The sequence below is a fragment of the Caballeronia arationis genome (genome assembly GCF_001544975.2).
Classification (GTDB): Bacteria; Pseudomonadota; Gammaproteobacteria; order Burkholderiales; family Burkholderiaceae; genus Caballeronia; species Caballeronia arationis.
Genome location: NZ_FCOG02000008.1, coordinates 95,276 through 122,259 on the forward strand (window position 1 = coordinate 95,276; position 26,984 = coordinate 122,259).

Consider the following 26,984-nt stretch of genomic DNA (forward strand, 5'->3'; position numbering starts at 1 on the left):
GGCGTCTGTTTGGAAAATCGATATAAGGGGGAAATCAGGCGGGGCGAAGCGTGTCGTCCGGAATCCAGAAGACGGACCGGCCTTCTGGCGTGTCGCGCTCCTCGACCTGCACCTGCCGCAGGCGCGCGCCGCGGCACGGCCCGCCGACGCACTTGCCGGTATCCGGCTCGTAGATTGCCCCATGCGTGGCGCACATCAAGTATAGGCCCGAGCTTTCGAAGAACTGTCCCTCGTTCCAGTCGAGCTCCATCGCGACGTGCGCGCAGCGGTTCAGATAGCCAAAGGGCTTGCCGTCGTAACGTACGAAGAACACGACCGATCCGCCGCCCGATTTCTCGACGGCATTGCGGCGAATGCCCATGCCGCCGTCGACGAGTTCCTCCGCCGCGCAGACCCGGACCGCTTCATCCGACCCTGCGCTCATGCGTGCTCCCGCAGCCAGCCGACGAGCGACGCGACGCTGTCCGCGCAGAATTTCGGCTCGAGCGCCACGAGCGAATCGGCCGGATGTGCGCCGTAACCCACGCCGATGCCCGCCGCGCCCGCGTTGATCGCCATCTGCAGGTCGTGCGTCGTGTCGCCAATCATCACCGTGCGCGACAAATCCTGGCCGAGTTCGCGCGTCAGTTCGTGCAACATCGCCGGATGGGGCTTCGAGAAGGTCTCGTCGGCGCAGCGCGTGCCGTCGAAAAGGCTCGTGAGCCGCGACTGGTCGAGCGCGCGATTCAGCCCGACACGGCTCTTGCCGGTCGCCACACCGAGCAGATAACCCTCGTCGCGCAGTTCCTGGAGCATGTCGCGCACGCCGTCGAAGAGTTCGGTGTGCTGGTCCTTCACCAGATAATGGAAGCGGTAGCGCTCGGCAAGCCGCGGATAGTCGGCCGGATCGAGCGTCGGCGCGGCGATCTGCAGCGCGTCGCGCAGGCCAAGGCCGATCACGTAGCTCGCGGATTCGGTCGAGGGAACCGGCAGACCAAGGTCGCGGCAGGCCGCCTGGATGCTGCGCGTGATGTGCGCCGTGGAATCCATCAGCGTGCCGTCCCAGTCGAAGACGATCAGATCGAATTGCTGCCGCGCCATTTATTGGGTCTCGCTGGAAAGCTGCTTGAGTTGGTCGATGAAACGCCGGCATTCGGCGGGCAGCGGCGCTTCGAGTTGAAGCGGCTCGCCCGTCGCCGGATGCGTGATTTTCAGCCGGTAAGCGTGCAAAAACATCCGTTTTAGCGACGGTTTCGCGTTCGGCCGCGCCAGATTCTTGTTCAGCGCGAAGTCGCCGTACTTGGCGTCGCCCGCAATCGGCAGGCCGAGGCTCGCCATGTGAACCCGGATCTGATGCGTGCGCCCCGTTTTCAGTTCCGCCTCGACCCACACGTAATCGGTCCAGCGCTCGATCAGGTTGAACACCGTGTGCGAGGGCAGGCCGTCTTCCTGGATCCGCACGCGCCGTTCGCCGTCGCCCGCGACGTACTTGTGCAGCGGCGCCTTGACGATGCGTCGGCGGCCCCAGTCGCTCGCCCAGTCGCCGTGGCCGACCGCGTAATAGCGCTTGTCGACGCGGTTTTCGCGAATCTGCTCGTGCAGGTCGACGAGCGCCGAGCGCTTCTTCGCGAGCATCAGCACGCCCGAGGTTTCCCGGTCGAGCCGGTGCACCAGTTCCAGGAACTTCGCGTGCGGCCGCGCGTTGCGCAACTGTTCGATGACGCCGAACGCCACGCCGCTGCCGCCATGCACCGCGACACCCGACGGTTTGTCTATGACGATCAGGTGGTCGTCTTCGAACAGGATCGGGAATTCGGCGGCGGGCGCGTTCGACGAAACCGGCGTCTCGTCGGGTTGCGCGACGCGAATGGGCGGAACGCGCACGAGATCGCCGAGTTCGAGACGGTACGCGGCATCGATCCGGCCCTTGTTCACGCGCACCTCGCCGCTGCGAAGAATGCGGTAGATATGGCTTTTCGGCACGCCTTTGCAGACGCGCAGCAGGAAATTGTCGATGCGCTGCCCGGCGGCTCCTTCGTCGATCTCGATCATCGAGACCTGCTCGCTTGCGACCTTTTTATGGGATGTTTTGCCTAACTCATTCATTATGAATATAATTTGCGAGCAATCTGAAAAAGGCGAAAAATTTCGCCACGATCCGTCAGACTGTACAGGTGCAAGCGATAAACCATCATTTTACTTGCGCCCAGGGACGGTTGCTCGCCCGGAAAATCGAGCGACGAGTTGCACGCACGGCGATATCGCACGGCAAGGACGACGCCCACAGGCGCGTTCGGTCGGGTCGATCGCTGATCGGTAACGGATTTTTGGTAAAAAAGAATTTTTCGGCGAGATGCGAAGGCGTCCGGTTTGATTATCGGAGGCCGCCGCGCCCGGCTCGGGTATCAAGAGTATCGAGCGGGACGGAAAATCGAAGCTCGCCGATTGCGAATAACGTCGACGTGAAACGCTGCTGCGCTGAAATCTGCGAAGCGTGCCGAACGTCGCACATGAGGCGAGACACCCAAAGGCAGGTCGCCGGGAGCTTTCGACACCCACGATCTGCCGCCGCGGCCTGGCCGCAGCTTCGACGTCGTCGGTCATCCGTCATCCGCGCGCGGTACGCGCGGGCCGCCTTCGCAGAAGCCGCATCAGGAGGAACACGGCACTTTCGCGCACGGCTCTCGGCACATCGGGGCGCGCGTCTGGTCGCAACGGACGTGAAGCCGGATGATCCCGGAATGGCGTGCCGTCCGGGCCGCGAGCCGCGTCGGATGCATGGCGTGTCGAAGCCGTTTTTCGCATGTGCCCCAGGGCTTGGCCGCCGCGACGCCGTTCGTCGTTTCGTCGCGAACACGGCCGATGTCTCTTCCCAGGCAATTCTCCCCGCCAGATTTCCCGCTCCAGCGTGCTTTGTGACAACACACAAAGAAGCGCGGCACGCCCGCCCTCTTCGCTTTGCGCGCCTGACAACCGCGCGAATTCGCCAGACGAGGGACGGCATAGCCGCTCTGGAGCCGTTCAATGAAACGCATGCTGTTTAATGCGACGCAGCAGGAAGAATTGCGCGTCGCCATCGTCGATGGGCAAAAACTCATCGACATCGACATCGAAACCGCCGGGCGCGAACAGCGCAAAGGCAATATCTACAAGGGAGTCGTCACCCGCATCGAGCCCTCGCTCGAAGCCTGTTTCGTCAACTACGGCGAGGACCGCCACGGTTTCCTCCCGTTCAAGGAAGTCGCCCGCCAGTATTTCCGCGACGGCGTCGACATGCGCTCCGCTCGCATCCAGGACGCGCTGCGCGAAGGCCAGGAACTCATCGTCCAGGTCGAAAAGGAAGAGCGCGGCAACAAGGGCGCGGCCCTGACCACCTTCATCTCGCTCGCTGGACGCTACCTCGTCCTGATGCCGAACAACCCGCGCGGCGGCGGCGTGTCGCGCCGGATCGAAGGCGACGAGCGGCAGGAACTGCGCGAAACGATGGCGCAGCTCGAACTGCCGGAAGGCATGAGCATCATCGCGCGCACGGCCGGCATCGGCCGCTCCGCCGAAGAACTGCAGTGGGACCTGAACTACCTGATGCAACTGTGGCGCGCGATCGAAGCCGCGTCGCAGAGCGGCGTCGCCGGCACGCCGATGCTGATCTATCTCGAATCGAGCCTCGTCATCCGCGCGATTCGCGACTACTTCCAGCCGGACATCGGCGAAATTCTCATCGACACGACCGAAATCCATGACCAGGCGCGCGCCTTCATGGACATCGTGATGCCCGACAACCTCCCGAAGGTGAAGCGCTATCACGACGACGTGCCGCTCTTCTCGCGCTTCCAGATCGAGCACCAGATCGAAACCGCGTATTCGCGCACGGTGCCGCTGCCCTCGGGCGGCGCGATCGTGATCGACCACACGGAAGCGCTCGTTGCCATCGACGTGAACTCGGCGCGCTCGACCAAGGGCGCGGACATCGAGGAAACGGCGACCCGCACGAACCTCGAAGCCGCCGACGAAGTTGCGCGCCAGTTGCGTCTACGCGACCTGGGCGGCCTGATCGTGATCGACTTCATCGACATGGAGTCGGCGAAGAGCCAGCGCGAAGTCGAGCAGCGCCTCAAGGATGCACTGAAGCACGACCGTGCGCGCGTCCAGATGGGCAAGATCTCGCGCTTCGGCCTGATGGAACTGTCGCGTCAGCGGCTGCGTCCGGCGCTCTCGGAAGGCAGCCACGTGACGTGCCCGCGCTGCAACGGCACGGGCCATATCCGCGATACCGAATCGTCCGCGCTGCAAGTGCTGCGGATCATTCAGGAAGAAGCAATGAAGGAAAACACCGCGGCGATCCATTGCCAGGTGCCGGTCGAGGTGACCGCCTTCCTGCTCAACGAAAAGCGCTCGGAAATCAACAAGATCGAATCGCGCTTCAAGGTCAACGTCGTCCTGATCCCGAACAAGCATCTCGAAACGCCGCACTACAAGCTGGAGCGCCTGCGTCACGACGACGCGCGTCTCGATGAGCCGCGCGCTTCGTGGAAGATGGCCGTGGAAGCGGCAACCGAGCTGGAATCGGAAACCGGCTACAGCAAGCGCACCGAAGAAGTGAAGCCGAAGCAGGAAGCGGCCGTGAAGGGCATCACGCCGGCGTCCCCGGCGCCGAGCGCGCCCGTGAAGCCGGCGCCTGTCGAAGCGGCCGCGCCAGCGGCACCAGCGTCCGCGCCGGCTGCCGGCGGCTTCATCGGCTGGCTGAAGAACCTGTTCGGCATGCAACCGCAAGCGCAGCCCGCACCGGCTCCGCTCGAAACGACAACACCCGCTCGGCCGACGCGCGAGCGCGGCGAACGCACGGAGCGCGGCGAGCGTCCGGGCGGCGACCGCAATCGCAACCGACGCAACGGCGCAGCCGCACGCGACGGCGCAACCGCAGGTGCAACCGGCGCTGCGGGCGGCCGTCAAGGTGGCCGTCGCGAGGAACGCGAGCCGCGCGAAGCACGCGCCGGACGCGAAGGTCGCGAGGGGCGTGAAACGCGCGAGCCGCGTGAAGCCCGCGAAGGCCGTGAGCCGCGCGAGGCACGTGAAGGCCGCGAACCGCGCGAAGGTCGCGAACCGCGCGAAGGTCGCGAGCGCGGCGAGCGCGCCCAGGAACGCGGTGCCGAGCGCACGGAACGTCCGGAAGCGGGTGAGCGCCAGGAACGTCGCGAACGTCCGGATCGTCCGGAGCGCGCCGAACGTGGCGAGCGCAAGAAGCCGCAGCCCGAAGCCGCCGTCGAAGCACTGACGCAAGGCGAAACCGTGGCATCGGAGATCGTCGAGAAGTCGGAAACGCAATTCGCAGGTGCCGATACGGCTCAAGGCATCGCCCAGGGCGATCAGTCGGCTGCGGCGCGGGAAGGCGAAGAGCGTCGTCGCCGTCGTCGCGGCCGTCGCGGTGGCCGTCGCGAGCGTGACGAGGAAGGCGTGACGGTGAATCACGCAGCCGACCTCGCGGAAAGCGAAGGTGCCGCGGACAGCATGTCCGCCCAGGCTGGCGTGTTCGACACGAGTTCGTCGCAGGAAGCGGGCGAGCGTCGCGAGACGCGTCCGGCCGCCCCGGTGGCCGCAGTCGCCGTGCCGGTTGCGGCGGCAGCGATCAGCGTGACGGAACTGCGCGAAGAAGTTCGTGAAGAAGTGCGTGAGCCCGTCGCCGAAACGCCGCAGCCCGCTGCGGCCGAACGCGCCGAAGCGCCGGCAGAGGCCAGGCAGGAAGAGCCCGCTCCGACGCCCGATCTGTTCGCGAAACCGGCAGCGCCCCAGCCGGTCGAGAACCCGTTCGGCGCGGAACCGAAGGTCGCGAAGACGGAGCCGGCGGACCCGTTCGCTCCCGCGTTCACGCCTGCCGTCGAAACGCCGAAGGCGCCTGAGCCTGCGCAAGTCGCCGAAGCAGTAGAGACAACGCAAGCCTTCAGGCCCGTCGAAGCGCCGGAACCGGTGAAGGCGGAGGAAGCACCGCAGGCGGTCGTTGCCGAGCCGATCAAGCCGGCGCCCGTCGCGGCAACGCCCGTGTCGGAAATCGTCGAGACGAGCGCGGCGGCGGAGCCGGTTGCGGCGCCCGCTCCCGTCGAACCGGAACCGGAGCCGGTCAAGGCGTTCGAAGCGGCTGTGGCCGAACCGGTTGCCTCGGCGGCTCCCGCCGCCAGGCCCGAGTCCGCACCGATCGCAACCGGCGGACTGAAGGAAGAAGCGCTCAAGCCGATGCTGGAAACGGCTGGCCTCGTCTGGGTGAACACCGACGCCGACAAGCTGCGCGCCGCAAGTGCCGCCGCTGAGCAGGTGGAAAGCCCGAAACGGGTGCCGCGCGAGCGCAAGGCGCTTCCGCCGGTCGATGCCGCGCCGATGCAGCAAGTCGAAACGGCTGGGAACGCCCATTCGGACGCCCACTAAGGCGTATGAACAGCCTGCGCCGCGACCACGGCGCAGGCGAAAAGCGTGACGATGCACACAGCGCCACCGGTGAAAACCGTGTGGCGCTTTTCTTTTGTGCCCGGTGTAACGCTCCTTGCCAAAGGGTCTACGGGTTTCACGTCCTTACATCCGTTAAAATAATTGGATAGCCTCAAAAAAACAGAGCGCAGTCCTCGATAGAGCAGCCATGTCCCGACGCATCATTCCCGTAGCCGATGTCAGCGCGATTCCGGATTTCTCCGGCGTCGCGACGCCGCCGTCGGGGCTCCTGACCGATACGCTTCACCGTCCGTTGCGCGATCTGCGCATTTCGGTGACAGATCGTTGCAATTTCCGCTGCGTCTACTGCATGCCGCGCGAAGTCTTCGACAAGGACTACCAGTTCCTGCCGCACGCGGCTTTGCTGTCGTTCGAGGAAATTGAGCGGATCGCGCGGATTTTCGTCGCGCATGGCGTCGAGAAAATCCGGCTGACGGGCGGCGAGCCGCTCTTGCGCAAGAACATCGAATTCCTGATCGAGCGCCTTGCGCGTCTTGCGACGCCCGAAGGCCGCCCGCTCGACATCACGCTCACCACGAACGGCTCGATCCTCGCGCGCAAGGCGCGTTCGCTCGCGGACGCCGGTTTGTCGCGAGTAACGGTCAGCCTCGACGCCCTCGACGACGCCCTCTTCCGCCAGATGAACGACGCGGATTTCGCGGTCGCCGACGTGCTCGAAGGCATCGAGGCCGCGCACGCCGCCGGCCTCGCGCCGCTCAAGGTCAACATGGTCGTCAAGCGCGGCACGAACGACCAGGAAATCGTCCCGATGGCGCGCCACTTCAAGGGCAGCGGCACCGTCCTGCGGTTCATCGAATACATGGACGTGGGCGCCTCGAACGGCTGGAACATGACCGAGGTGCTGCCCTCGGCCGAAGTGGTCGCGCGCATCGCGGAGGATTTCCCGCTGCGCCCGCTCGAAGCGCATTCGGCCGCCGAAACCGCCCAGCGCTGGGGTTATGTCGACGGCGGCGGCGAAATCGGCGTGATTTCCAGCGTGACGCGCGCGTTCTGCGGCAGCTGCACGCGCGCGCGCCTCTCGACCGAGGGCAAGCTCTACCTGTGCCTGTTCGCGAACCACGGCCACGATTTGCGCGGCCTCGTGCGGAGCGGCGCGAGCGACGACACCATCGCCACCGCGATCGCCCGCATCTGGGAGCGGCGCACCGACCGTTATTCGCAACTGCGCGGCAGCAACGCGCTGCCGGTTCCCGATCCCGACGCGCCGCGCGTCGAGATGTCGTATATCGGCGGCTGACTTGTCTCATTCCGGCATCGCGCAATCCGACATCACCGGCGTCGTGCTCGCGGGCGGCCGCGGTTCGCGCATGGGCGGCGTCGACAAGGGCATGCAGCCGTTTCTCGGCGAACCGCTCGCACTTCACGTGCTGCGGCGTCTAGCGCCGCAGGTTGGCGCGATGCTGATTAGCGCGAATCGCAGCATCGACGAATACGCGCGTCTCGGCGAGCCGTTCGGCGCGAAGGTCGTCGCCGATACGCTTCCCGACTATCCCGGTCCGCTTGCCGGCATCGCCGCGGCGATGCGCGCGGCCCAAACGCGGTACGTGCTTACCGCGCCCTGCGATGCGCCCTATGCCGACGAGCATCTCGCCCGCACGCTCGCCGACGCGCTCACGGCTGCGCAAGCCGACATCGCGACCGCGGTGATCGTGGACGCGAACGGCCAGCGCAATCTGCATCCGGTGTTCGCACTCGCGCGCGCGTCGCTTGCCGACGACCTCGAAACCAGTCTGCGCGCGGGCGAGCGCAAGGTGCGCGCGTGGTACGCGCGCCACAAGACGGTGGAAGTGGCATTCCCCGATGTGCACGCGTTTTACAATGTCAACGATTTGCAGCAGCTAGCCGAGCTGGAGCGCCGATAGCGAATTGGCGAACCCAGGGGTTTCAGGCGACATCGAAACCAGTCGGACGCCGCCTTCTCCCGACTCGTGCGTCAGGCGCACCCGGCGTCGCGAGACATCCCGTTCAATCGCCCGACTCCGGTCGCGACCCGTCCCGATTCAATGACCACGTCCAAGCCCTTTCCCGGTTGCATCGCCCAGTACGACCCGAACGCCCTGCCCGTCGGCGCGGCGCAGGAGATCGTGCGCCAGTGGGCTGCGCCGCGCGGGCAGGCTGCGTCGTTCGAGCGAGTGAGCCTCTTCGATGCACTGGATCGCGTGCTGGCCGAAGATGTCGTCTCGCCGATCGACGTGCCCTCCCACGACAACTCCGCGATGGACGGCTACGCGTTCGCGGGCGCTTGCCTCGGTGGCGCACGCGAGGTCGATCTGAAAGTGGTCGGCACGGCGCTCGCGGGACAGCCGTTTCTCGACACACCGTCCGTCGCGCAGTGCGTGCGCATCATGACGGGCGCGCTGATTCCGCCCGGCTGCGACACCGTCGTGCCGCAGGAACTCGTCACGCGCGAAGGCGACGCGATCCGCTTCGCGGCGGGCGCCGTGCAGCCGGGCCAGAACCGGCGCCTCGCGGGCGAGGATCTCGCGAAGGACCGGCCGGCGCTCGCGGCGGGCCGTATCATGCGGGCATCGGACCTGGGCTTGCTGGCGTCGCTCGGCATTGCGGAAGTCGCGGTTCGGCGACGTCTGCGGATCGCGTTCTTTTCGACCGGCGACGAACTGCGTTCGGTCGGCGAAACGCTGACTCCGGGCAGCATCTACGACAGCAACCGCTACACGCTCTACGCGATGCTGCGCCGGCTGAATGTCGAGCCGATCGATCTGGGCGTGGTCCGCGACGATCGCGCATCGCTCGAGAAGGCGTTGCGCCACGCGACCGAAACAGCCGATGTCGTCATCAGTTCGGGCGGCGTATCGGTGGGCGATGCGGACTTCACGCGCGAACTGATGAATTCGCTCGGCGATGTCGCGTTCTGGAAGATCGCGATGCGCCCGGGCCGCCCGCTCGCGTTCGGCCGGCTGTGGTCCGGTCCGCGCGCGGGCGAAGGCGAATCGGCGCTCTTCTTCGGCTTGCCGGGCAATCCGGTCGCGGTGATGGCGACGTTCTATTTCATCGTGCGCGAAGCTTTGCTCGCGATGTCGGGCGCGACGCGCGAACCGCTGCCGCTGATCCAGGCCGTCAGCCCGCAACCGATCAGGAAACGCGCGGGCCGCACCGAGTTCCAGCGCGGCATCGCGCGCCGCGACGACGACGGGCGCTTCGTCGTCGTCACAACGGGACCGCAGGGTTCGGGCGTACTCAGTTCGATGAGCAATGCAAACTGCTTCATCGTCCTGGAACATGACCGCGGCGACGTCGACGCTGGCGAAACGGTCGACATCCTGCCCTTCGCCGGACTGATCTGAAACGCGCAACAGGCTTTTGAAACACCGACAGACGGGGATTTTCCTTCAATGAAAAAGCAGATTTCCTTCATCGCACCGGGACAAACGGCAAAGGCGCTGATCCTCGTGTACCTGACGTTCAGCGTGCCGATCGTGCTGCTGGGCGTGCTGGTCGCGTTCTTCCGCTTCGGCTCGGTCGAACTCAGCACGGTGACGAGCGCGCTGCTGCTCAACGCGATCCTTGGCTTCGTCCTTCTGTGGATCGCGTGCCACGCGTACAACTGGGTGGCGTCGCGCTTCGGCGGGATCGAGATCGTCTTGTCCGACGCGCCGGAGGAAGCGTGATGAGCGCGCTGATCCGCACGGCCACACCCACTGACGTCGGCGCGATCTTCGCGCTGATGCTCGAACTCGCCGAATTCGAGAAGCTCACGCATCTCTTCGTCGCCACCGAAGACGGCGTGCACGATGCGCTATTCGGCGCGCGGCCCGCCGCCGAAGCGCTCGTCGCAGAGGAGAACGGCGCGGTGGTCGGTTATGCGCTTTTCTTCCACAACTTCTCGACGTTCCTCGGCAAACGCGGCCTCTACCTCGAAGACCTGTACGTGCGTCCTAATCTGCGCGGCAGCGGTCTCGGCACGAAAATGCTGCGCGCGCTCGCGGCACTCGCCGTCGAGCGCAAATGCGGCCGCTTCGAATGGTCGGTGCTCGACTGGAACCAGCAGGCCATCGACTTCTACGAAAAGATGGGGGCGACCGTGCTGCCCGACTGGCGCATCGTGCGCATCACGGGCGACTCGCTCGACAAGCTGGCTCACGGCTGACTGGTCTATCAGGCGTCGTCGGGATCTTCGCCCGGCGACGCCCCGAGCATCCCCGCCACCTGCTCTCCCGGCAACGCCTCGACATCGCGCAGCTTCTTGTTCATCTGACGCGTGCGCGTCTCCGCCGCTTCGATCGATCGCGTCACGGTTTCGAGTTGCCGTCTGGTGTTCGCGAGCACATCGCCGAACTTGCGGAACTCGGTCTTCACCGCGCCGAGCACCTGCCACACCTCGCTCGAACGCTTCTCGATGGCGAGCGTACGGAAGCCCATCTGCAAACTGTTGAGCAACGCGGTCAGCGTCGTCGGCCCGGCGACGCTCACCCGATACTCCCGCTGCAGCATGTCCGTGAGTCCGGGACGCCGCAGGATCTCCGCGTACAAGCCTTCGGTCGGCAGAAAGAGCAGCGCGAAATCCGTGGTGTGCGGCGGCGCGACGTACTTCTCCGCGATCGTCTTCGCCTCCGCGCGCACGCGCCCTTCGAGCGCACGCGACGCTTCTTCCACTGCGACCGGATCGGCGCGTTCCTGCGCGTCGATCAGACGTTCATAGTCCTCGCGCGGAAACTTCGCGTCGATAGGCAGCCAGACAGGCGTCGCGACGCTGCCGGCGGTGCCGGGCGTGTCGTGCCGCCCGGGCAACCTGATTGCGAACTCGACGCGCTCGCTGCTCTTCGGAATCGTCGCGACGTTCTTGGCGTATTGATCGGGCGTGAGCACCTGTTCGAGCAGCGACTCAAGTTGCACTTCGCCCCACGTTCCGCGCGTCTTGACGTTGGTCAGCACCTTCTTGAGATCGCCGACGCCCGCCGCCAGCGTCTGCATCTCGCCGAGCCCGCGATGCACCTGCTCCAACCGTTCGGACACGAGCTTGAACGATTCGCCGAGCCGTTGCTCCAGCGTCGCGTGCAGCTTTTCGTCGACGGTGCGGCGCATTTCGTCCAGCTTCGCCGCGTTGTTCGCCTCGATATCCTTCAGCCGCGCTTCGAGCGTCGCGCGCACTTCGGTCAGGCGCCGGTCGTTTGTCTCCGACAGTTGCGCGAGTTGCAGCGCGAGCGTGTCACCGAAGCGCTTCAGCGCATTGCCCTGCTCGTCGCGCGCATGCTGGAGCTGCAGCGCATTGCTTTCCGTGAGCTTCACGAGCTGCTGCGCGAAGGCTTCGATCTGCGCGTTCTGCACGGTCGCCATGCTGGCGAGCTGCGTCGCGAGCGTCTGCTGGAACTGCGCGAAACCGCTGCTCGCCTCGGTGCGCGACGCGCGCGAGCTCTCCGTGATGTCGCTCCGCAAGCCGCGTTCGAGCCGTTCCTGCGCGCGCGCATGCGCCTCGCCCATGTCGTTGACGCGATCCGTCAGCGCCGCGAATTCCTCGTCGATGTCGGCGTGCGCATTGCGGCGCGCGAGCACGAACAGCGCGATCGAAACAATGACGAGCGCGATCGCCAGGAACGCGACCGCGCCGGGCAACAGCATGGTCATTTCTTCAGCACGTCGGGGTTGATCGGATTAGGCGGGTTGCCGGCGCGCGGACCTTCGCCCAGACCGGCGATGAGGTTGTCGGCGGCCAGATTCGCCATCGCGCGGCGCGTCGCTTCGCTCGCGCTCGCGATGTGCGGCGTCAGCACGACATTCGAGAGCGTCAGGAAATCGCGGTTGAAGTTCGGCTCGCCTTCGAACACGTCGAGACCCGCGCCCGCGATCTGGCGGCGCCGCAATGCCTCGATCAGCGCCGCGTCGTCGACGATGCCGCCGCGTGCAATGTTGGTCAGCGTTGCCGTCGGCTTCATCAGCGCGAGTTCGGCCCCGCCGATCGTGTGATGGCTCGCGCTGCTGTACGGCACGACGAGCACGACGTGGTCGGCGTGCTTGAGCAAGTCCTCTTTCGACGCGTATTCGGCGTTCAGTTCAGCTTCGATCTCAGGCGCGACGCGCGAGCGGTTGTGATAGATCACGCGCATGCTGAAGCCTTTCGCGCGCCGCGCGAGCGCCTGGCCGATGCGTCCCATGCCGATCACGCCGAGCGTCGAGCCGTAGATGTCCGATCCGGTGAACGCGTCGTACGACCACTCCTGCCATTTGCCGGCGCGCAGATAGTGCTCGGATTCCGTGACGCGGCGAGCCGTCGCCATCATCAGCGCCCAGCCGAAATCGGCCGTGGTTTCGTTCAGCACGTCTGGCGTGTTGGTGCCGAGCACGCCGTGCGCGTTGAACGCCTGCATGTCGAAGTTGTTGTACCCGACCGCCATGTTCGACACCACTTTCAGGTTCGGCGCGCCTTCGATTGCCTTCGCGCCGACCGGATCGCCCGCTATGAACGCGCCGTCCTTGTCGGCGAGACGCGCGGCGATCTGATCGGCGGGCAGCGCCGGGCCGTCGTGGGCATCGACTTCGAAATACTGTTTCAGGCGCTCGATCACATCGGGGAAGATGGGACGTGAGACAAAAACCTTCTTCATCGGTTGCTCCTAGAAAAATAGCCAGCCAGTGACGACGAAAACGGGCAGCAGCACGATCGCGGACCATCCGAGATAGCCGAAAAAACTCGGCATGCGGACGCCGCGCGACTCGGCGATCGCCTTGACCATGAAGTTCGGCGCATTGCCGATATAACTGTTCGCGCCCATGAAGACGGCGCCCGCGGAAATTGCGGCGAGCGTCGATGCGCCGGTAGTCATGAGCGTTTGCGCGTCCCCGCCCGCGAGATTGAAGAACACGAGATAGGTCGGCGCGTTGTCGAGGAAGGACGAGAGGATGCCCGTCGCCCAGAAGTAGGCGATGTCGACCGGCTTGCCTTGCGCGTCCGTCACGAGATGCACGATGCTCGCGAACGCGCCCGACTCGCCCGCGCGCAGGATCGTGATGACCGGCACGATCGTGATGAAGATCGCGGCGAAGAGCTTCGCGACTTCCTCGATCGGCGCCCAGTTGAACGCGTTGCCCGCACGCGCGCTTTTCGGCGTGAGCGCGAGCGAGGCCAGCGCGACGACGACGAGCAGCACGTCGCGCGCGGCGTTCTGCAGCGCCAGATGCGTGCCGAACACGTCGAATTCGATGCCCGGCTTCCAGATGCCGCTCATCAGCACGAGCGCGATCACCGCGCCGAGCAGCAGGAAGTTGACCTTGCCGTCGATACCGAGCGGCGGCGAATCAGGCGTCGGATCGAGGAACGCGCTGCGTGCCTCTTCCTTCATGCGGAAATAGTAGCTGTCGAGCGCGTAGAACAGCGCGAGCAGCACGACGCAAATGAACAGCATCGGCAGCGCGAGATGGACCGTCGTCCAGAAGAAACTGACGCCGTTCAGGAAGCCGAGGAACAAAGGCGGATCGCCGAGCGGCGACAGCGAACCGCCCGCATTCGCCACCAGGAAGATGAAGAACACGACTACGTGAACGACGTGTTTGCGGTTGTCGTTCGCGCGCAGGAGCGGCCGGATCAGGAGCATCGCGGCGCCGGTCGTGCCCATGATGCTCGCGAGCACCGTGCCGAGCGCGAGCAGCGCCGTGTTCAGGCGCGGCGAGCCGTGCAAGTTGCCGCGCACGCAGATGCCGCCCGCGACCGTATAAAGCGCCGCCAGCAGGATGATGAACGGCAGGTACTCTTCGAGCATCGAGTGAATGAATGCGCCGAAGGCGACGCCCGCGCCGAAGGAATGCGCGAACGGCACGAGAAACGCGACGGCCCAGGCGGCCGAAATCTTGCCGAAATGGTGATGCCAGAATCTGGGCGCGACGAGCGGAAAGACGGCGATGGAAAGCAGGATGCCGATGAACGGGATGCCCCAGAGCGCGGACAGCGTGGCGCCGTCGAGTGTGGCCGCGGATGCGCCGAGCGGCAGCGCGGCGAGCGCGCCGCCGATAGTCAGACGCCGCATCGTGCTCACGCCTCCCGCACGACAATCACATGCACGCGATACGGCCCATGCGCGCCGAGCACGATGGTCTGTTCGATGTCGCCGGTACGCGAGGGCCCCGACACGAAATTCACCGCGCGCGGCAACTCGCCCCGCTCCGCGCGCATCAGCGCAAATGCGTCCTCGTGAGCCGCGACGATGCGCGAGACCGGCACGATCGCGATGTGCGTCTGCGGCAGCAGCGCGCCCGATGCGGGCGTGTCCGGGCCGCCGAGCAGCACGAGCGAGCCTGTTTCGGCCGTTGCGCAGAAGCATCCGGTGATGCCGACGAGATCGGCGTCGACGGGCTTGCGCAACTGCACCCGCATGCCGGCAGCGGCCCACGGCAAGTCCGCGAGCGACGGCCACGCGACCGCCTCGGTGCCGAGGTTCAGCGACTCAAGATAACGAAGGGCTTCGGCGGGCGCATCGCCGAGCGACTGCACTTCGGCGACGGTGGTGGAAAGACGTTCGGCTTCGAGCGTGAAGCGTGCAACGAGCTCGGCCTGCGTCGAGGGCAGTTCGGGACGCGGACCGGCAGGATGGCGAGCGAGATAGTCTTCGGCGGCGGCGCGTTCGGCATCCGTCGGCGCGAGCGGTCTGCCCTGAGCGCTGCGAATCCGCGCAAGAATGTTGCGGCGAGCAGCCGATGTGTCCATGTCGATGTCCTCGTTAGCCTTGGTCGATGCGCTTCGTCGATGCCGACACGATTATAGCGAGCGGTCCGCGAGGCCTGCCCCTCGGCCGAATGGCTAACGCAGCGCGCGCCCGAACCCGAAACGCGCGCGGGCGGTTACGCTTCCTGCGTCGGCTGCTCGATGCCGAACACCTGACGCAGATACGCGAGATAGGCCTTGTCGTCGCACATGTTCTTGCCCGGCGAATCGGAGAGCTTGGCGACCGGCTGGCCGTTACAGCGAACCATCTTGATGACGATCTGCAACGGCTGGTAGCCGAGATCGTTCGTCAGGTTCGTGCCGACACCGAAGGCGAGTTGGCAGCGTCCGCGAAAGCGCTCGTAGAGTTGCAGGACCTTGGGAATGTCGAGCGCGTCGGAGAACACGAGAACCTTCGTGCGCGGGTCGCAGCGATTCTCTTCATAGTGTCTGATGAGCCGCTCGCCCCAGTCGAACGGGTCGCCGGAATCGTGGCGGGCGCCGTCGAAGAGCTTGCAGAAGTACATGTCGAAGTCGCGCAGAAACGCCTTCATGCCGTAGACATCCGACAGCGCAATGCCGAGGTCGCCGCGATATTCCTTCGCCCACATTTCGAAGCCGAAGGTCTGCGAGTCGCGCAGGCGCGGCCCGAGCGCCTGGCACGCCTGCAGGTATTCATGCGCCATCGTGCCGAGCGGACGCAGGCCGTGCTTCATCGCGTAGAAGACATTGCTCGTGCCTGCGAACTGTTCGCCGAGACCTTCTTTCAGTGTGAGCGCGACTTCCTCGTGCCACTGCTTGGAGAAACGGCGCCGGGTGCCGTAGTCGGCGATCTTGCAGTCGGAGAATTCGGGCGGCGTGGCGAGCAGCTTGATCTTGTCGCGCAGGCGCTCGCGGCCGATCGCATAGTCGGGCTTGCCCTGCGTATTGCGGAAGTAGACCTCGTTGACAATGGCCAGCACCGGGATCTCGAACAGGATGGTGTGCAGCCACGGGCCGTCGATCACGATGTCGATTTCACCATTCTTCTTCGGCGAGGGTGAAATGACGATCGATTTTTCGTTCAGATGAAAGAGCGCGAGGAAATCGATGAAATCGCTCTTGATGAAGCGCATGCGCCGCAGATAGTCGAGCTCTTCTTCCCTGAAGCGCAGGTTGCAGAGCTGGCGCACTTCGTCGCGGATCTCGTCGATGTAGGGGACGAGATCGACCTCCGGCGTGCGGCAGCGGAAACGGTACTCGACGTGCGCCGCCGGGAAGTGATGCAGGACGACCTGCATCATCGTGAACTTGTAGAGGTCGGTATCGAGCAGCGTATTGATGATCATGATTGTCGGTCGAACATCGATGAAGAGCGCGCACATCCCGGGCACGCTCGCGGGCGCGGCCGGAGCCGCGTCGCGTGGCCTTCTACGGCCCATGTTACCCGAATGCGCGTGCCGTCACGGGGAACGCCGAGGCCTCGCGCCATCACATAAACACATCACGAAACGATATAAGGCCCGCCCCGTGGGGCTCGCGCTGAAATTTACCGGTACGCTACAATATCGGTTTTGGCAGGCCCGGCTGCACACATCAGTGAAAGACTCGAGTGCACGGCCCAAGTAGCCGCCGGCCGCCGCCCCCACGAATTCCGCATGCAGGAGCCTGAATGACTCACGTTGTGACCGAAAGCTGCATCAAGTGCCGCTATACCGATTGCGTCGACGTGTGCCCGGTGGATTGCTTCCGTGAAGGTCCCAACTTTCTCGCGATCGATCCGGACGAGTGCATCGACTGCGCCGTGTGCGTGGCCGAATGTCCGGTGAACGCGATTTACGCCGAAGAAGATGTGCCCGGCGACCAGCAGCATTTCACCGAACTGAACGCCGAACTCGCGCGCAACTGGCCGAGCATCACGAAGACCAAAGCGCCGCTTCCCGAAGCCGACGAGTTCAAGGACGTGAAGGAAAAACTCGACCTGCTCGAGCGCTGAAGCGCTTTGCCGTCACTCGCGTTCCTCGGATAAAAAATTTTAAAAGAGAGAAGGCAGGGTGTTGACAGGGTAAGAAACCCTTCATATAATTTCATCTCTCTGCTGTTGATGTTCCCCGATAGCTCAGTCGGTAGAGCGCCGGACTGTTAATCCGTAGGTCCCTGGTTCGAGCCCAGGTCGGGGAGCCAAAAAGATTCAAAGCAAAAAGCCCAATCGAATGATTGGGCTTTTTGCTTTTGGGCTTCGGGCGCTTGCGTTCTTCGCCATTCGAATCGCGCTCGCGCTTTAAAGCCTACGCACCAAGCCACACCACCGTCAGCGAGCGCACGCCCTGCGCGCCCCGGATCAGCACGCCTTCGATATCCGCAGTCGCGGACGGCCCGGTCACGAGCACCGCGTAGCGCGCCGACTGAAAATCGTCCCGCCGATACACCTCCTGCAAGCCGTCGACGAGTTGCGCCGGATCGAGCAGCACGATGAGATGCTGCACGAGATAGCCGATCGAATTCACGATGTACTCGGCTTCGCTGAACCAGACCGAGCCCGTTTCCGCGACCCCGAAGCGCCCGCGCACCACGCCGACATCGACATCCTGCAGCGAAGCCGGCGGCGTGTCGGCGGCGAGCGGGCGATTTCCCCCGATCCCGTCCACTGCGGAAGCCACTACCGCATCCGACCCGAACCGCTCGACGAGCAGCGCGCGCACGTCGCCGAGACTCTGCGCTTCGATGCACGTGCCGCCCATCATCGCGAGCGCGGCCGTGAAGCGCGTGCGCCGGTCGCCTTCGGGCACGCTGAAAAGCGGCACGTCGGGACGCGGCCTTGGCGCCGGCTGTGCTGCGCGGATTCTGACGAGAAAGGCGTCGCGGGTCGTCATTTCGGTTGCTTCCGGTTTTTTCGATACCACTCGTGGAAAGTCTCGGCGGGCGCGTCGGGCAGGTCGCGCTGACGCCCCCAGATATTCAGCGGGTTGTAGAGCACGAAGTTCGGCAGACGCTTGAGCGCGCCGCCGAGCGAGGCGACCGTCGCGCGATACAGCGTCGGGCTCGCCAGCAGCCGACCCGCCATCTTCAGCACTTCCTTCTTCACGAACGGCACTTCATGGCGCTCCGCGATCACCTCGCGCCACTTGTAGATCTGCTCGTGGATGTTCACGCGCACCGGGCACACGCTCGTGCAACTGCCGTTCATCGTCGAGGCGAACGGCAGGCTGCTGTAGCGCTTCAGGTCGAAGGTCGGATTGATGATCGCGCCGATCGGCCCCGAATACGTCCCGCCATACGACAGGCCGCCGCTTCGCCGGTACACCGGACACGTATTCATGCACGCGCCGCAGCGGATGCACTTGAGCGAATACCAGAAGTCGTCCATCGCGAGGCGTTCGGAGCGGCCGTGATCGACGAGGATGTAGTGCATCTCCGTGCCGGGGCGCGGCGCGCGAAAGTGCGACGTGTACTGCGTGATCGGCGAGCCGAGCGCGCTTCTCGACAGCATCCGCACGAAGACGCCGAGATCGGAAATCTTCGGGATCAGCTTCTCGATACCGATCGACGCGATATGCAGCGGCGGCACGTTCGCGGAAAGGTCGGCGTTGCCCTCGTTCGTGCACACGACCACCGTCCCCGTTTCCGCCACCGCGAAGTTGCAGCCCGTCATGCCGGCGGTCTTTTCGCGCACGAAGTACGGCCGCGTATGCATGCGCTGGCTTTCGGCGAGATAGTGAATGTCGCTGTTCGCGGGATCGGTGCCGATCGTGCGGCCGAAGAGTTCCGCGACATCGGCGCGCAGCTTGTGCACGGCCGGCACGACCATGTGACTCGGATCCTGGTGATCGAGCTGCTGGATACGCTCGCCGAGATCAGTCTCCATCACCGTGATGCCGCGCGGCTCCAGGAATTCGCGCATCTTGCATTCGTCGGTGAGCATCGACTTGCTCTTGACGAGCGTCGTCATGCCGCGCTCGCTCATCAGTCGATGGACGATCGCGTTGTGCTCCTCCGCGTCCGCCGCGAAATGCACCACGACGCCGTTCTTCTCCGCCTCTGCGACGAACTGCTCGATGTAGTCGGCGAGATGCGAGAGCGTGTGCTCCTTGATGCCCGACGCGAGATCGCGCAGCGTCTCCCATTCCGCGATGCCGTGCGCCTGCGCATCGCGCTTGGTGCGCAGGTCCCACAGGCGCTTGTCATGAAATGCGACGTGATCCGCCTTCTGCAGGAACGCGCCGGCGGCCTTCGCGTGGTCGATACGGACGGTCTTGGTCATCCGCGTGCTCCGTTCAGAATCTGCGCGATATGGATGAAACGCGCGTCGAGCTTCATGCGTTCGGCGCAACCCTGCTGGTGCATCAGACACGACATGTCGCCGGAAACGATGTACTGCGCACCCGCCCCGACGTGATCGCGCACCTTGTCCTGGCCCATTCGCACCGATACGGCTTCCTCCGTCACGGAGAACGTGCCGCCGAAGCCGCAGCATTCGTCCGGGCGCGCGGGCGCGACAAACTCGATGCCCTTCACGCGTTCGAGCAGCGCGCGCGGCTTGGAAAACGGCGCCTCCGCGATTTCGGACGCCGAGCTTTCGCGCAGATGCCGGATGGCGCTGCAACTGTTGTGCAGCCCCACGCGATGCGGAAACTCGGCCCAAGGGAAATCGCGCACTTTCAGCACGTCGTGCAGGAACTCGGTGAGTTCGAACGCGCTCGCGCGCACCTTTCGCACGGCCGCAGTCTGCTCGATCGCCGTGAAATGCTGGCGCACATGATGGATGCAACTCGCTGACGGCCCGACCACGTAGTCGTAGTCGGCGAAATTGCGGGCGAACACGCGCTCCGCGCCCGCCGCGTCCTTTTGCGCGCCACTGTTGGCCATCGGCTGGCCGCAACAGGTTTGCTCCTCGGGGTAATCCACGTCGAGGCCCAGCCGCTCGAGCAATTCGAGCGTCGCAATGCCGACTTCCGGATAGAAGGCGTCGATGAAACACGGGACGAACAGGGCAACTTTCATGGCATGAAGGGGCGTGGGGACGTCGATGCGGGGTGCTCGCGCCAGCTTTGGTCAGCTTGGTCTGACCAAGACTTTAAAGTTTGTGATCTTTCGTGTCAAACTAGGGAAATCCGCCAGCTTCACAAAACGAAATCGACGAAAAGCGAAGAAAGATGACCTTCCAGCCCGTTCATTCCTATTCGCGCGTGCGTTTGTCCGATGTCGTGTCTGGACAAATCCGCGCGCTGATTTCGAGCGGCACGCTGCTGCCCGGCCAGCGTTTGCCGGCCGAGCGCGATCTCGCCGAGCAGTTGAACGTGTCGCGGCCGTCGCTGCGCGAGGCGCTGATCCGGCTCGAATCGGACGGTTTCATTCGCGCCGTCGCGCGCGGCGGGTTCATCGTGTCGGACGTGACGGCGCCGCTCGTCTCCGATCCGCTCGCGGCGCTCCTCGAACGGCATCCGAACGCAAGCGCCGACGTGCTCGAACTGCGCCACGGCCTCGAAACGCTCTCGACGGCCTACGCCGCCGAGCGCGCGACCGAAGCGGATTTGCAGCGTATCGCCGCGGCCTTCGACGCGCTGCGGTCCGCAGTCGCCGAGCCAAAGCGCACTCGCATCGCGGAAAAGGACGCGGCGTTTCATCTCGCCATCGCCGATGCCACACACAACGTCGCGCTCGCGCACGTGATGCATGGGCTGCACGAGTTGATCCGCGAATCGATGCTGACTTCGCATCGTCTGGTGGACTATGACGACGAGGTCGAAGCGAGGCTTCTCGCGCAGCATCGCGCGATCTTCGACGCGATCGTCGCGCGCGATCCGGCGCGCGCCCGCGAGGCGGCCGGCGCGCATCTCGACTATGTGCAGACGCTTTATCGCGACCGGCCGGCGAAACACGCGCGCGCCGATTCCGTCTGAGCATAGCGGTGCATAGGACAGCGCCTACACGCATTTCGGACATCCTCGGCTTTTTCTCGACTGGCGCGCGGCCGATACTGAAGCCGTCTAATCAGAAAACGAACGGAGGAACCCCAAATGCCTTATCTGCTCGGCTGGCTGCTCGGCGTACCGGTGATCGTGCTCGTGATCCTGTATTTGATTTTTCATTGATTGCGCGGCGAGACGCGCGTCATCGCGAAAGGCGTCGTTACAATACGACGCCTTTTCTTTTTTCCGAAGGAAATCCGATGAAACGCGCCCGTAGTCAAGCCTGCTCAGTCGGCGTGCTCGCCGCCCTCGCCTTCGGATGTGCACCGTTCGTGCAGGCCGAGGAAATCGCGAGCGTAAACACCAACTTCCGCTTCACCGGCTCGGATCGTGTGAGCGTCGAAGCCTATGACGACCCGCTCGTCACCGGCGTGACGTGCTACGTGTCGCGGGCACGCACGGGCGGCGTGAAAGGCACGCTCGGCATCGCCGAAGATCCGACGGAAGCTTCGATCGCCTGCCGCCAGGTCGGGCCGATCAAGATCGTCGAACCGCTCAAGCAGAAGTCGGACGTGTTCTCGGACCGCATGTCGCTCATCTTCAAGACGCTGCACGTCGTGCGGATCGTCGACGCGAAGCGCAATACGCTCGTCTATCTGACCTACAGCGACCGAATCGCGACCGGCAGTGCGAAGAACAGCGTGACAGCCGTGCCTGTGCCCTCGGACACGACGATCCCGGTCAAATAAGCGCGCCGGCGGTATCCGTCAGCCGCTGAAAAGCGCGTGGCGTGTAAGATCATCGGTTCGCCCCTGAAAAGCCCTTGCCCGTGCCATGACCGTCAACCGATTCAGCGATTCCGCGCGCTACTGGCGCTCGCCGCTCGCGCCCGGCGCGGACATGCTGACCGCCGAGTACCACGACCACACGTTCACGCCGCACTGGCACGACGCGTACACGGTGCCCGTGATCGAAGCGGGCGCCGAATGCTACGACTATCGCGGCTCGCACTATGTCGCCGAGGCGGGTTCGGTGCCGGTCATCAATCCCGGCGAACTGCACACGGGCGCGCGGGCGGTCGATGCGGGCTGGCGGTATCGCGTGTTCTATCTGCCGGTGGAATTCGTGCAGTCGATCGCGAGCGAAGTCTCCGGCCGCGCCGAGCCGCTGCCGTGGTTCCCCGCCGACATCATCCGTGACGGCGATCTCGCGCGGCGTCTCGCGCTCGCGCATCGCGCGCTCGAATCGAACGCCGATCCGCTTCACGCCGAAACCGCGCTCCTCGATGCACTCTCGACACTCCTCGCGCGCCACGCGGGCGAGCGCCCGGCGATTGCGCGAATCGGCAGCGACACGGTGCGCGTCGAAGCAATGAAGACGCGCCTGACCGACGATCTCACCGCGCCCGTCACCCTGGCGGAACTCGCGGAGAGCGTCGGATTGTCGACGTTTCATGCGGCGCGGCTCTTCACGCGCGAGACCGGCCTCGCGCCGCACGCATGGCGCAACCAGATGCGGCTCACGCGGGCGCTCGGCGCGTTGCGCGCGGGCGTCTCGGTGACGGAGGTCGCGGCGGCGAGCGGTTTCACCGATCAAAGCCATTTCACGCGGCATTTCAAGCGCGCATTCGGCGTGCCGCCGGGGCGCTGGCGGTAGGCGCGCCCGTCGTCGCCGCAATGCGCTTCTCTTGAGAAACCGCAAGAACGTACAAGCGCGCCTGTGCCGTCCCGCCCTATCCTCGCTGCCACAGGAGGACATCTTGAAAGCACCACCCGGCAACAGCACTACCCTCGGCGAATTCGCCGCCGGCGCCCGCGACACCATCCCGATGATGGTCGGCGCCGCGCCTTTCGGCGTCATTTTCGGCACGCTCGTGACCGCCAGCCCGCTCAGTCTGTGGCACGGACAACTGATGTCGCTTGCGGTCTTCGCGGGCTCGGCGCAGTTCATCGCGGTCGGACTGATCGCGGGGCATGCGAGCTTCGCCGTCATCTGGGCGACGACGCTCATCGTCAACCTGCGCCACATCCTCTACTCCGCGACGCTCGCGCCCTACGTGGCGCACCTGCCCGCGCGCTGGCGCTGGACGCTCGGCGCGCTGATGACCGACGAGGTGTTCGCAGTCGCCTATGCGCACTACCAGAAGCGTCCGCCGGGCGAGACGGGTCCGCATTACTTCTTCGGCTCCGGAATCGCGATGTACCTGAACTGGCAGTTGTGGACGCTCGTCGGTCTCTTCTTCGGCGCCGCGTTTCCCGGGCTGCAGTCGCTCGGCCTCGACTTCGCGATGGTCGCGACCTTTATCGCGATCATCGTGCCGCAGCTCGCCGCGGTGCGGTTCGTGGCGGCGTCGCTGGCGGCGGGCGTGCTGTCGTTCGCGTGGCAGGGCTGGCCGTACAAGCTCGGCTTGCTCGCGGCGGTGCTCGTGGGCGTCGCGGTCGGAATGGTGCTGACGATGCTCGAAGGCCGCCTTCATACGCAGGAGCGCACGCAATGACCCAGATCGCGCAAACTTCCTCGACGAGCTATGTCGTGCTGATTCTCGGCATGGCGCTCGTGACTTACCTGATCCGCGCGGCCGTCTTCGTGCTCGGCGAGAAGCTCGCGTTTCCGCCCGTCATGCGCACCGCGCTTTCCTTCGTGCCCGTCACGGTGCTGACCGCGATCATCGTCCCGATGACCGTCTCGCCGCACGGCAACGGCGCCGAGCTGAGCTGGCGCAACTCGCAACTGGTCGCGGCCGTGGTCGCGATCGGCGTGTGCGTCGCGACGCGGCGGCCGTTGCTGACGATCGCCGTGTCGCTCGCGGTGTTTTTCTTATGGCAACTCGTCGTGGTCGCCTGAAAGCTGATTCTAAAGTCCTCAAGTTCCCGGCGAAAACGCCGTAATAAGAGACGAACGGCCTTCGCCCTAGCGGCGCCGGCCGACTGCACTCCCGCCATCAGCATCTCTGACGCGCGGAACCGGGAACCATCATGCGTCAAATCACCCTTTCGTTTCGCGACGAGACAATCGCTTCGTTGCATCGCGACTTCGAGTCGTTCGTCCGTCTTTCGCTCAAGATCGATCCACAGTTCGTCACGCCGACGTTCGAGGATTTCCTGCGCGCAAAGCTCCTCGACAATCCGACGCCGCTCACCGAGCAGGCCGTCCAGCACATGCTGCAGAACGGCCAGTACGCGTGGGCGAAGCGCGCGCTCGACAAGGAGTTTCCGGATGTCGTCGAAATCCTGATCCGGCAGGCGGCCGAGCACGGATTCAGTTTCGCGATCCGCTCGGACTGGACCGCCGAGGACCTCATCAAGGCATCGCGCGCGTGGGCGACGGCGATCGTCACGGAAGCCAAGGGCGACGCGTCGCAGGTCGATGCGCTCGCGTCGCAGATCAAGTCGGCGGCGATGGACATTCGCGAAGTCGAGGAAAAAATGCAGACACCGGCATGGCGTCTCGCGGATTCGCTGCGTCAGCGCGTGTACGAGACGAAGATCGCGGTGGAGCACAGCGTCGGGTCGAGCTCGCGGGAAAAGCTCGGCGAGTTGCGATGCCTGCTGCGGCTCGGGATCTTCTTCGGGTCGATCCAGAAGCAGGAAGCGCAGCAGGTGCTGGAATACTTGCGGTCGATGCGGCCGGAACTGTTTATCGAAGAGCCCTACGACGGGTTCACGCGCTTTGCCAACTGGCTGCGCAGCGTGTTCGCGCCGGCGGCGAAGGTGCCGCGGGCGTCGCGGGCGCAGCGCTGACAACGCTGAGCGGTCCTACTCCCACATCCCCTTCAGCCGCGCCGCGATATCGATCTTCGCCTTCGCGGCGGCGGCCAGCCCGGCCGCCGTCGGCGCCGCGGCCACCGGCACGGGCGGCCACGCCTTTGTTTCGAAGCGGTCCATCAGCTGCGCGGGAATGAAGCGCGTGCGCGACGCCCACACGTGCCGGTCGCCCAGGTGCGTCTGGTTGTGCACGTAGAACCGCTGCGGCGTGACGATGTGCAGATCCTCCCTCGCCCGCGTCATCGCGACGTAGAGCAGCCGCCGCTCCTCGTCGATTTCCTCGTCGCTGCCGGTGCCGAGATCCGACGGAATGCAGCCGTCGACGCCATTCAGCACGAACACGTTGCGCCACTCCTGCCCTTTCGCGGAGTGGATGGTCGACAGGATCAGATAGTCCTCGTCGAGCATCGGCACGCCGGATTCGTCGCTCGTCGCGTCGGGCGGATCGAGCGTCAGTTCGGTGAGAAAGCGCTCGCGCGTCGGATAGGTCGACGCGATGCTTTCCATCTGCAGCACGTCGCCGTGACGGATCGCGGCGTCCTCGTGATTGCGCTCCAGATGGGGCTCGTACCAGCGGCGGATCATCTCGAACTCGGCCGGCCAGCCGGTCTCGCGCCCGCAGACCTTCGCCATTAGCGCGACAAATTGCGGCCAGTCCTCGCTCGCGCGAGCCGGCGCCGCGAACGACGCGAGCGCGCGAGTTGTATCGCCGCTCGACACCTGATCGAGCACGCGTCCCGCGATCGCCGGTCCGATGCCCGGCAGCAGTTGCACGACGCGAAAACCCGCGACGCGGTCGCGTGGATTCTCGGCCCAGCGCAGCACCGCGAGCACGTCCTTGACGTGGACAGAATCGAGAAATTTTAGCCCGCCGAACTTGACGAACGGAATGTTGCGCCGCGTGAGTTCGATCTCCAGCGCCGCGCTGTGATGCGCCGCGCGAAACAGCACGGCCTGCGATTTCAGCGTCATGCCGGCCTCGCGCGCCTCCAGCACCTTTTCGACGACATAGCGCGCCTGATCCGCCTCGTCCGCCACCGACACGACGCGCGGTTTTTGTTCGCACGCCTTGTCGGTCCAGAGGTTCTTCGTGTAGCGCTCGGACGCGAGCCCGATCACCGCATTCGATGCTTCGAGAATCGGCTGGGTCGAACGGTAGTTGCGCTCTAGCGTCACGCAGCGCGCGGGCGGATCGAAGTGGTTCGGGAAGTCGAGAATGTTGCGCACTGTCGCGCCGCGAAACGAATAGATCGACTGCGCATCGTCGCCGACGACGGTCAGGCCGCGCCCGTCAGGCTTCATCGAAAGCAGGATGGACGCCTGGAGCTTGTTGGTGTCCTGGTACTCGTCGACGAGGACGTGATCGAAGCGGCTCGACAGATCCGCGGCGATGGAAGGCTCGGCGGCGAGATGCGACCAGTAGAGCAGCAGGTCGTCGTAGTCGAGCACGCTTTGCGACTGCTTGGCGTTCACGTAGGCGGCGAAGAGCCGGCGCAGGTCCGGCTCCCACTCGCGGCACCACGGAAACGCCTGGTCGAGCACGGTGGCGAGCGACGCGCCCGTGTTCACGACGCGCGAGTAAATGGCGAAGCACGTCGACTTCGCGGGAAAGCGCTTTTCCTTCGCCGACAACCCGAGTTCATGCCGCACGAGATTCATGAGATCGGCGGAATCTTCGCGGTCGTTGATCGTGAACGACGGCGACAGGCCGACGAGATCCGCGTAATCGCGCAAGAGCCGCGCGCCGACGCCGTGAAACGTGCCCGACCACGTCAGTCCCTGCGCAATCGCGCTCTTGCTGCCGAGCGCGCCGATCGCGATGCGCGTCACGCGGCGCGTCATTTCGAGCGCGGCGCGGCGCGAAAACGTCAGCAGCAGAATACGGTGCGGATCGGCGCCCTTGACGAGCAGATGCGCCACGCGATGCGCCAGCGTATTGGTCTTGCCCGAACCCGCCCCCGCGATCACGAGCAGCGGGCCGCTGGGCGCACCCGGCGCATCGGTGCCGAATTCGACGGCCTCGCGCTGCGCGCCGTTGAGCTTCGCAAGGTACGTGGCGACCTGACTGGCGACATCGGTGTCGGAAGCGGCGGGAATGTCGGCGGTTGTCAGCACGGGCGATGGTTTGAGCGGGCAAAGTGACGCATACTGTATATCCATACAACCCGCTCACGCAAGTGCCTGTTGCAGTACGCTTTTGGCCCCAAA

The 26,984-nt window shown here is 65.1% G+C and carries 25 protein-coding genes and 1 tRNA gene; 14 read left to right on the forward strand and 12 right to left on the reverse strand.

The window, feature by feature from the left end:
• Positions 1 to 34: 34 nt before the first annotated feature.
• Genes AWB81_RS07030 through rluC form a run of 3 tightly spaced genes read right to left on the reverse strand, consistent with a single transcriptional unit; the run spans position 35 to position 2,085 of the window.
• Positions 35 to 424 carry a Rieske (2Fe-2S) protein gene (locus AWB81_RS07030; RefSeq protein WP_062633582.1) on the reverse strand — a complete coding sequence of 130 codons (390 nt, stop codon included), beginning with the start codon at positions 422 to 424 and terminating at the stop codon, positions 35 to 37.
• Positions 421 to 1,080 (reverse strand): HAD-IIIA family hydrolase, encoded by a 660-nt coding sequence (locus AWB81_RS07035; RefSeq protein WP_062633584.1) that lies wholly within the window; start codon positions 1,078 to 1,080, stop codon positions 421 to 423. Before AWB81_RS07035 ends, AWB81_RS07030 begins: the two co-directional genes overlap by 4 nt.
• Complete coding sequence (gene rluC, locus AWB81_RS07040; RefSeq protein WP_062633586.1) at positions 1,081 to 2,085, reverse strand: 23S rRNA pseudouridine(955/2504/2580) synthase RluC; 1,005 nt, start codon at positions 2,083 to 2,085, stop codon at positions 1,081 to 1,083.
• Positions 2,086 to 3,003: 918 nt separating this feature from the next.
• On the opposite strand from rluC, the gene AWB81_RS07045 reads away from it, so the two are divergent.
• The 6 genes from AWB81_RS07045 (at position 3,004) to AWB81_RS07070 (ending at position 10,582) form a co-directional block, all read left to right on the forward strand.
• A complete protein-coding gene (locus AWB81_RS07045; protein ID WP_062633588.1) occupies positions 3,004 to 6,393 on the forward strand; it encodes an Rne/Rng family ribonuclease in 3,390 nt (1,129 codons plus the stop codon).
• Between the two features lie 208 nt (positions 6,394 to 6,601).
• The gene (moaA, locus tag AWB81_RS07050) at positions 6,602 to 7,711 is read left to right on the forward strand and encodes a GTP 3',8-cyclase MoaA (RefSeq protein ID WP_062633590.1); all 1,110 of its coding nucleotides are present in this window, start codon (positions 6,602 to 6,604) and stop codon (positions 7,709 to 7,711) included.
• 70 nt (positions 7,712 to 7,781) lie between these two features.
• A complete protein-coding gene (gene mobA, locus AWB81_RS07055) occupies positions 7,782 to 8,336 on the forward strand; it encodes a molybdenum cofactor guanylyltransferase MobA (RefSeq protein ID WP_062633684.1) in 555 nt (184 codons plus the stop codon).
• A gap of 141 nt (positions 8,337 to 8,477) precedes the next feature.
• On the forward strand, positions 8,478 to 9,779 hold the full coding sequence (gene moeA / locus AWB81_RS07060; RefSeq protein WP_062633592.1) for a molybdopterin molybdotransferase MoeA: 1,302 nt from the start codon (positions 8,478 to 8,480) through the stop codon (positions 9,777 to 9,779).
• Between the two features lie 48 nt (positions 9,780 to 9,827).
• Positions 9,828 to 10,103 carry a hypothetical protein gene (locus AWB81_RS07065; RefSeq protein WP_062633594.1) on the forward strand — a complete coding sequence of 92 codons (276 nt, stop codon included), beginning with the start codon at positions 9,828 to 9,830 and terminating at the stop codon, positions 10,101 to 10,103.
• Entirely contained in the window at positions 10,103 to 10,582 is a 480-nt protein-coding gene (locus tag AWB81_RS07070; protein WP_062633596.1) for a GNAT family N-acetyltransferase, read from the forward strand. The genes AWB81_RS07065 and AWB81_RS07070 overlap by 1 nt, the downstream gene beginning before the upstream one ends.
• An 8-nt stretch (positions 10,583 to 10,590) precedes the next feature.
• Here the strand turns inward: AWB81_RS07070 and AWB81_RS07075 are convergent, their stop codons facing one another.
• The 5 genes from AWB81_RS07075 to pncB form a co-directional block, all read right to left on the reverse strand.
• Positions 10,591 to 12,057 carry a DNA recombination protein RmuC gene (locus AWB81_RS07075; protein ID WP_062633598.1) on the reverse strand — a complete coding sequence of 489 codons (1,467 nt, stop codon included), beginning with the start codon at positions 12,055 to 12,057 and terminating at the stop codon, positions 10,591 to 10,593.
• A complete protein-coding gene (locus AWB81_RS07080; RefSeq protein ID WP_062633600.1) occupies positions 12,054 to 13,034 on the reverse strand; it encodes a 2-hydroxyacid dehydrogenase in 981 nt (326 codons plus the stop codon). Before AWB81_RS07080 ends, AWB81_RS07075 begins: the two co-directional genes overlap by 4 nt.
• Positions 13,035 to 13,043: 9 nt before the next feature.
• Complete coding sequence (locus AWB81_RS07085) at positions 13,044 to 14,450, reverse strand: sodium:proton antiporter (protein WP_062633603.1); 1,407 nt, start codon at positions 14,448 to 14,450, stop codon at positions 13,044 to 13,046.
• Between the two features lie 5 nt (positions 14,451 to 14,455).
• Positions 14,456 to 15,127 carry a LutC/YkgG family protein gene (locus AWB81_RS07090; protein WP_062633605.1) on the reverse strand — a complete coding sequence of 224 codons (672 nt, stop codon included), beginning with the start codon at positions 15,125 to 15,127 and terminating at the stop codon, positions 14,456 to 14,458.
• Between the two features lie 134 nt (positions 15,128 to 15,261).
• Complete coding sequence (pncB, locus tag AWB81_RS07095) at positions 15,262 to 16,452, reverse strand: nicotinate phosphoribosyltransferase (RefSeq protein ID WP_062633686.1); 1,191 nt, start codon at positions 16,450 to 16,452, stop codon at positions 15,262 to 15,264.
• A 323-nt stretch (positions 16,453 to 16,775) separates the two neighbouring features.
• On the opposite strand from pncB, the gene fdxA reads away from it, so the two are divergent.
• A complete protein-coding gene (gene fdxA / locus AWB81_RS07100; RefSeq protein ID WP_062633607.1) occupies positions 16,776 to 17,099 on the forward strand; it encodes a ferredoxin FdxA in 324 nt (107 codons plus the stop codon).
• Between the two features lie 112 nt (positions 17,100 to 17,211).
• A tRNA-Asn gene (locus AWB81_RS07105) sits at positions 17,212 to 17,287 on the forward strand.
• A 104-nt stretch (positions 17,288 to 17,391) separates the two neighbouring features.
• On the opposite strand, the gene AWB81_RS07110 is transcribed toward AWB81_RS07105, so the two are convergent.
• The 3 genes from AWB81_RS07110 to AWB81_RS07120 are packed head-to-tail and all read right to left on the reverse strand — an operon-like array spanning position 17,392 to position 20,104.
• Positions 17,392 to 17,976 (reverse strand): LutC/YkgG family protein, encoded by a 585-nt coding sequence (locus tag AWB81_RS07110; protein WP_062633609.1) that lies wholly within the window; start codon positions 17,974 to 17,976, stop codon positions 17,392 to 17,394.
• Positions 17,973 to 19,364: a lactate utilization protein B gene (locus tag AWB81_RS07115; protein WP_062633611.1), complete on the reverse strand. Its 1,392-nt coding sequence runs from the start codon at positions 19,362 to 19,364 to the stop codon at positions 17,973 to 17,975. The genes AWB81_RS07110 and AWB81_RS07115 overlap by 4 nt, the downstream gene beginning before the upstream one ends.
• Complete coding sequence (locus tag AWB81_RS07120) at positions 19,361 to 20,104, reverse strand: (Fe-S)-binding protein (RefSeq protein ID WP_062633613.1); 744 nt, start codon at positions 20,102 to 20,104, stop codon at positions 19,361 to 19,363. Before AWB81_RS07120 ends, AWB81_RS07115 begins: the two co-directional genes overlap by 4 nt.
• Before the next feature lie 152 nt (positions 20,105 to 20,256).
• Here AWB81_RS07120 and AWB81_RS07125 point away from each other — a divergent pair, with 152 nt between their 5' ends.
• The 6 genes from AWB81_RS07125 to AWB81_RS07150 all read left to right on the forward strand — a co-directional run bounded on the left by AWB81_RS07125 (position 20,257) and on the right by AWB81_RS07150 (position 24,752).
• Entirely contained in the window at positions 20,257 to 21,003 is a 747-nt protein-coding gene (locus tag AWB81_RS07125) for a FadR/GntR family transcriptional regulator (RefSeq protein WP_062633615.1), read from the forward strand.
• A gap of 269 nt (positions 21,004 to 21,272) precedes the next feature.
• Positions 21,273 to 21,761, forward strand: a complete 489-nt coding sequence (locus AWB81_RS07130) for a CreA family protein (RefSeq protein ID WP_062633617.1) — start codon at positions 21,273 to 21,275, stop codon at positions 21,759 to 21,761.
• Positions 21,762 to 21,846: 85 nt separating this feature from the next.
• Complete coding sequence (locus AWB81_RS07135; protein ID WP_062633619.1) at positions 21,847 to 22,668, forward strand: helix-turn-helix transcriptional regulator; 822 nt, start codon at positions 21,847 to 21,849, stop codon at positions 22,666 to 22,668.
• A 172-nt stretch (positions 22,669 to 22,840) separates the two neighbouring features.
• Positions 22,841 to 23,509, forward strand: a complete 669-nt coding sequence (locus tag AWB81_RS07140; RefSeq protein WP_087134849.1) for an AzlC family ABC transporter permease — start codon at positions 22,841 to 22,843, stop codon at positions 23,507 to 23,509.
• A complete protein-coding gene (locus AWB81_RS07145; protein WP_062633623.1) occupies positions 23,506 to 23,856 on the forward strand; it encodes a branched-chain amino acid transport AzlD family protein in 351 nt (116 codons plus the stop codon). The genes AWB81_RS07140 and AWB81_RS07145 overlap by 4 nt, the downstream gene beginning before the upstream one ends.
• Before the next feature lie 131 nt (positions 23,857 to 23,987).
• Complete coding sequence (locus AWB81_RS07150) at positions 23,988 to 24,752, forward strand: DUF4088 family protein (RefSeq protein ID WP_062633625.1); 765 nt, start codon at positions 23,988 to 23,990, stop codon at positions 24,750 to 24,752.
• A 15-nt stretch (positions 24,753 to 24,767) separates the two neighbouring features.
• Here AWB81_RS07150 and AWB81_RS07155 read toward each other — a convergent pair whose 3' ends face one another.
• Positions 24,768 to 26,936 (reverse strand): ATP-dependent helicase, encoded by a 2,169-nt coding sequence (locus tag AWB81_RS07155; protein WP_087134842.1) that lies wholly within the window; start codon positions 26,934 to 26,936, stop codon positions 24,768 to 24,770.
• Positions 26,937 to 26,984: the final 48 nt, after the last annotated feature.

Excerpts from the sequence above, each read along its gene's own strand:
- AWB81_RS07030 (WP_062633582.1), bottom strand. The coding sequence starts at position 424 with ATGAGCGCAGGGTCGGATGAAGCGGTCCGGGTCTGCGCGGCGGAGGAA.
- AWB81_RS07035 (WP_062633584.1), bottom strand. The coding sequence starts at position 1,080 with ATGGCGCGGCAGCAATTCGATCTGATCGTCTTCGACTGGGACGGCACG.
- rluC (WP_062633586.1), bottom strand. The coding sequence starts at position 2,085 with ATGAATGAGTTAGGCAAAACATCCCATAAAAAGGTCGCAAGCGAGCAG.
- AWB81_RS07045 (WP_062633588.1), top strand. The coding sequence starts at position 3,004 with ATGAAACGCATGCTGTTTAATGCGACGCAGCAGGAAGAATTGCGCGTC.
- moaA (WP_062633590.1), top strand. The coding sequence starts at position 6,602 with ATGTCCCGACGCATCATTCCCGTAGCCGATGTCAGCGCGATTCCGGAT.
- mobA (WP_062633684.1), top strand. The coding sequence starts at position 7,782 with ATGGGCGGCGTCGACAAGGGCATGCAGCCGTTTCTCGGCGAACCGCTC.
- moeA (WP_062633592.1), top strand. The coding sequence starts at position 8,478 with ATGACCACGTCCAAGCCCTTTCCCGGTTGCATCGCCCAGTACGACCCG.
- AWB81_RS07065 (WP_062633594.1), top strand. The coding sequence starts at position 9,828 with ATGAAAAAGCAGATTTCCTTCATCGCACCGGGACAAACGGCAAAGGCG.
- AWB81_RS07070 (WP_062633596.1), top strand. The coding sequence starts at position 10,103 with ATGAGCGCGCTGATCCGCACGGCCACACCCACTGACGTCGGCGCGATC.
- AWB81_RS07075 (WP_062633598.1), bottom strand. The coding sequence starts at position 12,057 with ATGACCATGCTGTTGCCCGGCGCGGTCGCGTTCCTGGCGATCGCGCTC.
- AWB81_RS07080 (WP_062633600.1), bottom strand. The coding sequence starts at position 13,034 with ATGAAGAAGGTTTTTGTCTCACGTCCCATCTTCCCCGATGTGATCGAG.
- AWB81_RS07085 (WP_062633603.1), bottom strand. The coding sequence starts at position 14,450 with ATGCGGCGTCTGACTATCGGCGGCGCGCTCGCCGCGCTGCCGCTCGGC.
- AWB81_RS07090 (WP_062633605.1), bottom strand. The coding sequence starts at position 15,127 with ATGGACACATCGGCTGCTCGCCGCAACATTCTTGCGCGGATTCGCAGC.
- pncB (WP_062633686.1), bottom strand. The coding sequence starts at position 16,452 with ATGATCATCAATACGCTGCTCGATACCGACCTCTACAAGTTCACGATG.
- fdxA (WP_062633607.1), top strand. The coding sequence starts at position 16,776 with ATGACTCACGTTGTGACCGAAAGCTGCATCAAGTGCCGCTATACCGAT.
- AWB81_RS07110 (WP_062633609.1), bottom strand. The coding sequence starts at position 17,976 with ATGACGACCCGCGACGCCTTTCTCGTCAGAATCCGCGCAGCACAGCCG.
- AWB81_RS07115 (WP_062633611.1), bottom strand. The coding sequence starts at position 19,364 with ATGACCAAGACCGTCCGTATCGACCACGCGAAGGCCGCCGGCGCGTTC.
- AWB81_RS07120 (WP_062633613.1), bottom strand. The coding sequence starts at position 20,104 with ATGAAAGTTGCCCTGTTCGTCCCGTGTTTCATCGACGCCTTCTATCCG.
- AWB81_RS07125 (WP_062633615.1), top strand. The coding sequence starts at position 20,257 with ATGACCTTCCAGCCCGTTCATTCCTATTCGCGCGTGCGTTTGTCCGAT.
- AWB81_RS07130 (WP_062633617.1), top strand. The coding sequence starts at position 21,273 with ATGAAACGCGCCCGTAGTCAAGCCTGCTCAGTCGGCGTGCTCGCCGCC.
- AWB81_RS07135 (WP_062633619.1), top strand. The coding sequence starts at position 21,847 with ATGACCGTCAACCGATTCAGCGATTCCGCGCGCTACTGGCGCTCGCCG.
- AWB81_RS07140 (WP_087134849.1), top strand. The coding sequence starts at position 22,841 with ATGATGGTCGGCGCCGCGCCTTTCGGCGTCATTTTCGGCACGCTCGTG.
- AWB81_RS07145 (WP_062633623.1), top strand. The coding sequence starts at position 23,506 with ATGACCCAGATCGCGCAAACTTCCTCGACGAGCTATGTCGTGCTGATT.
- AWB81_RS07150 (WP_062633625.1), top strand. The coding sequence starts at position 23,988 with ATGCGTCAAATCACCCTTTCGTTTCGCGACGAGACAATCGCTTCGTTG.
- AWB81_RS07155 (WP_087134842.1), bottom strand. The coding sequence starts at position 26,936 with ATGGATATACAGTATGCGTCACTTTGCCCGCTCAAACCATCGCCCGTG.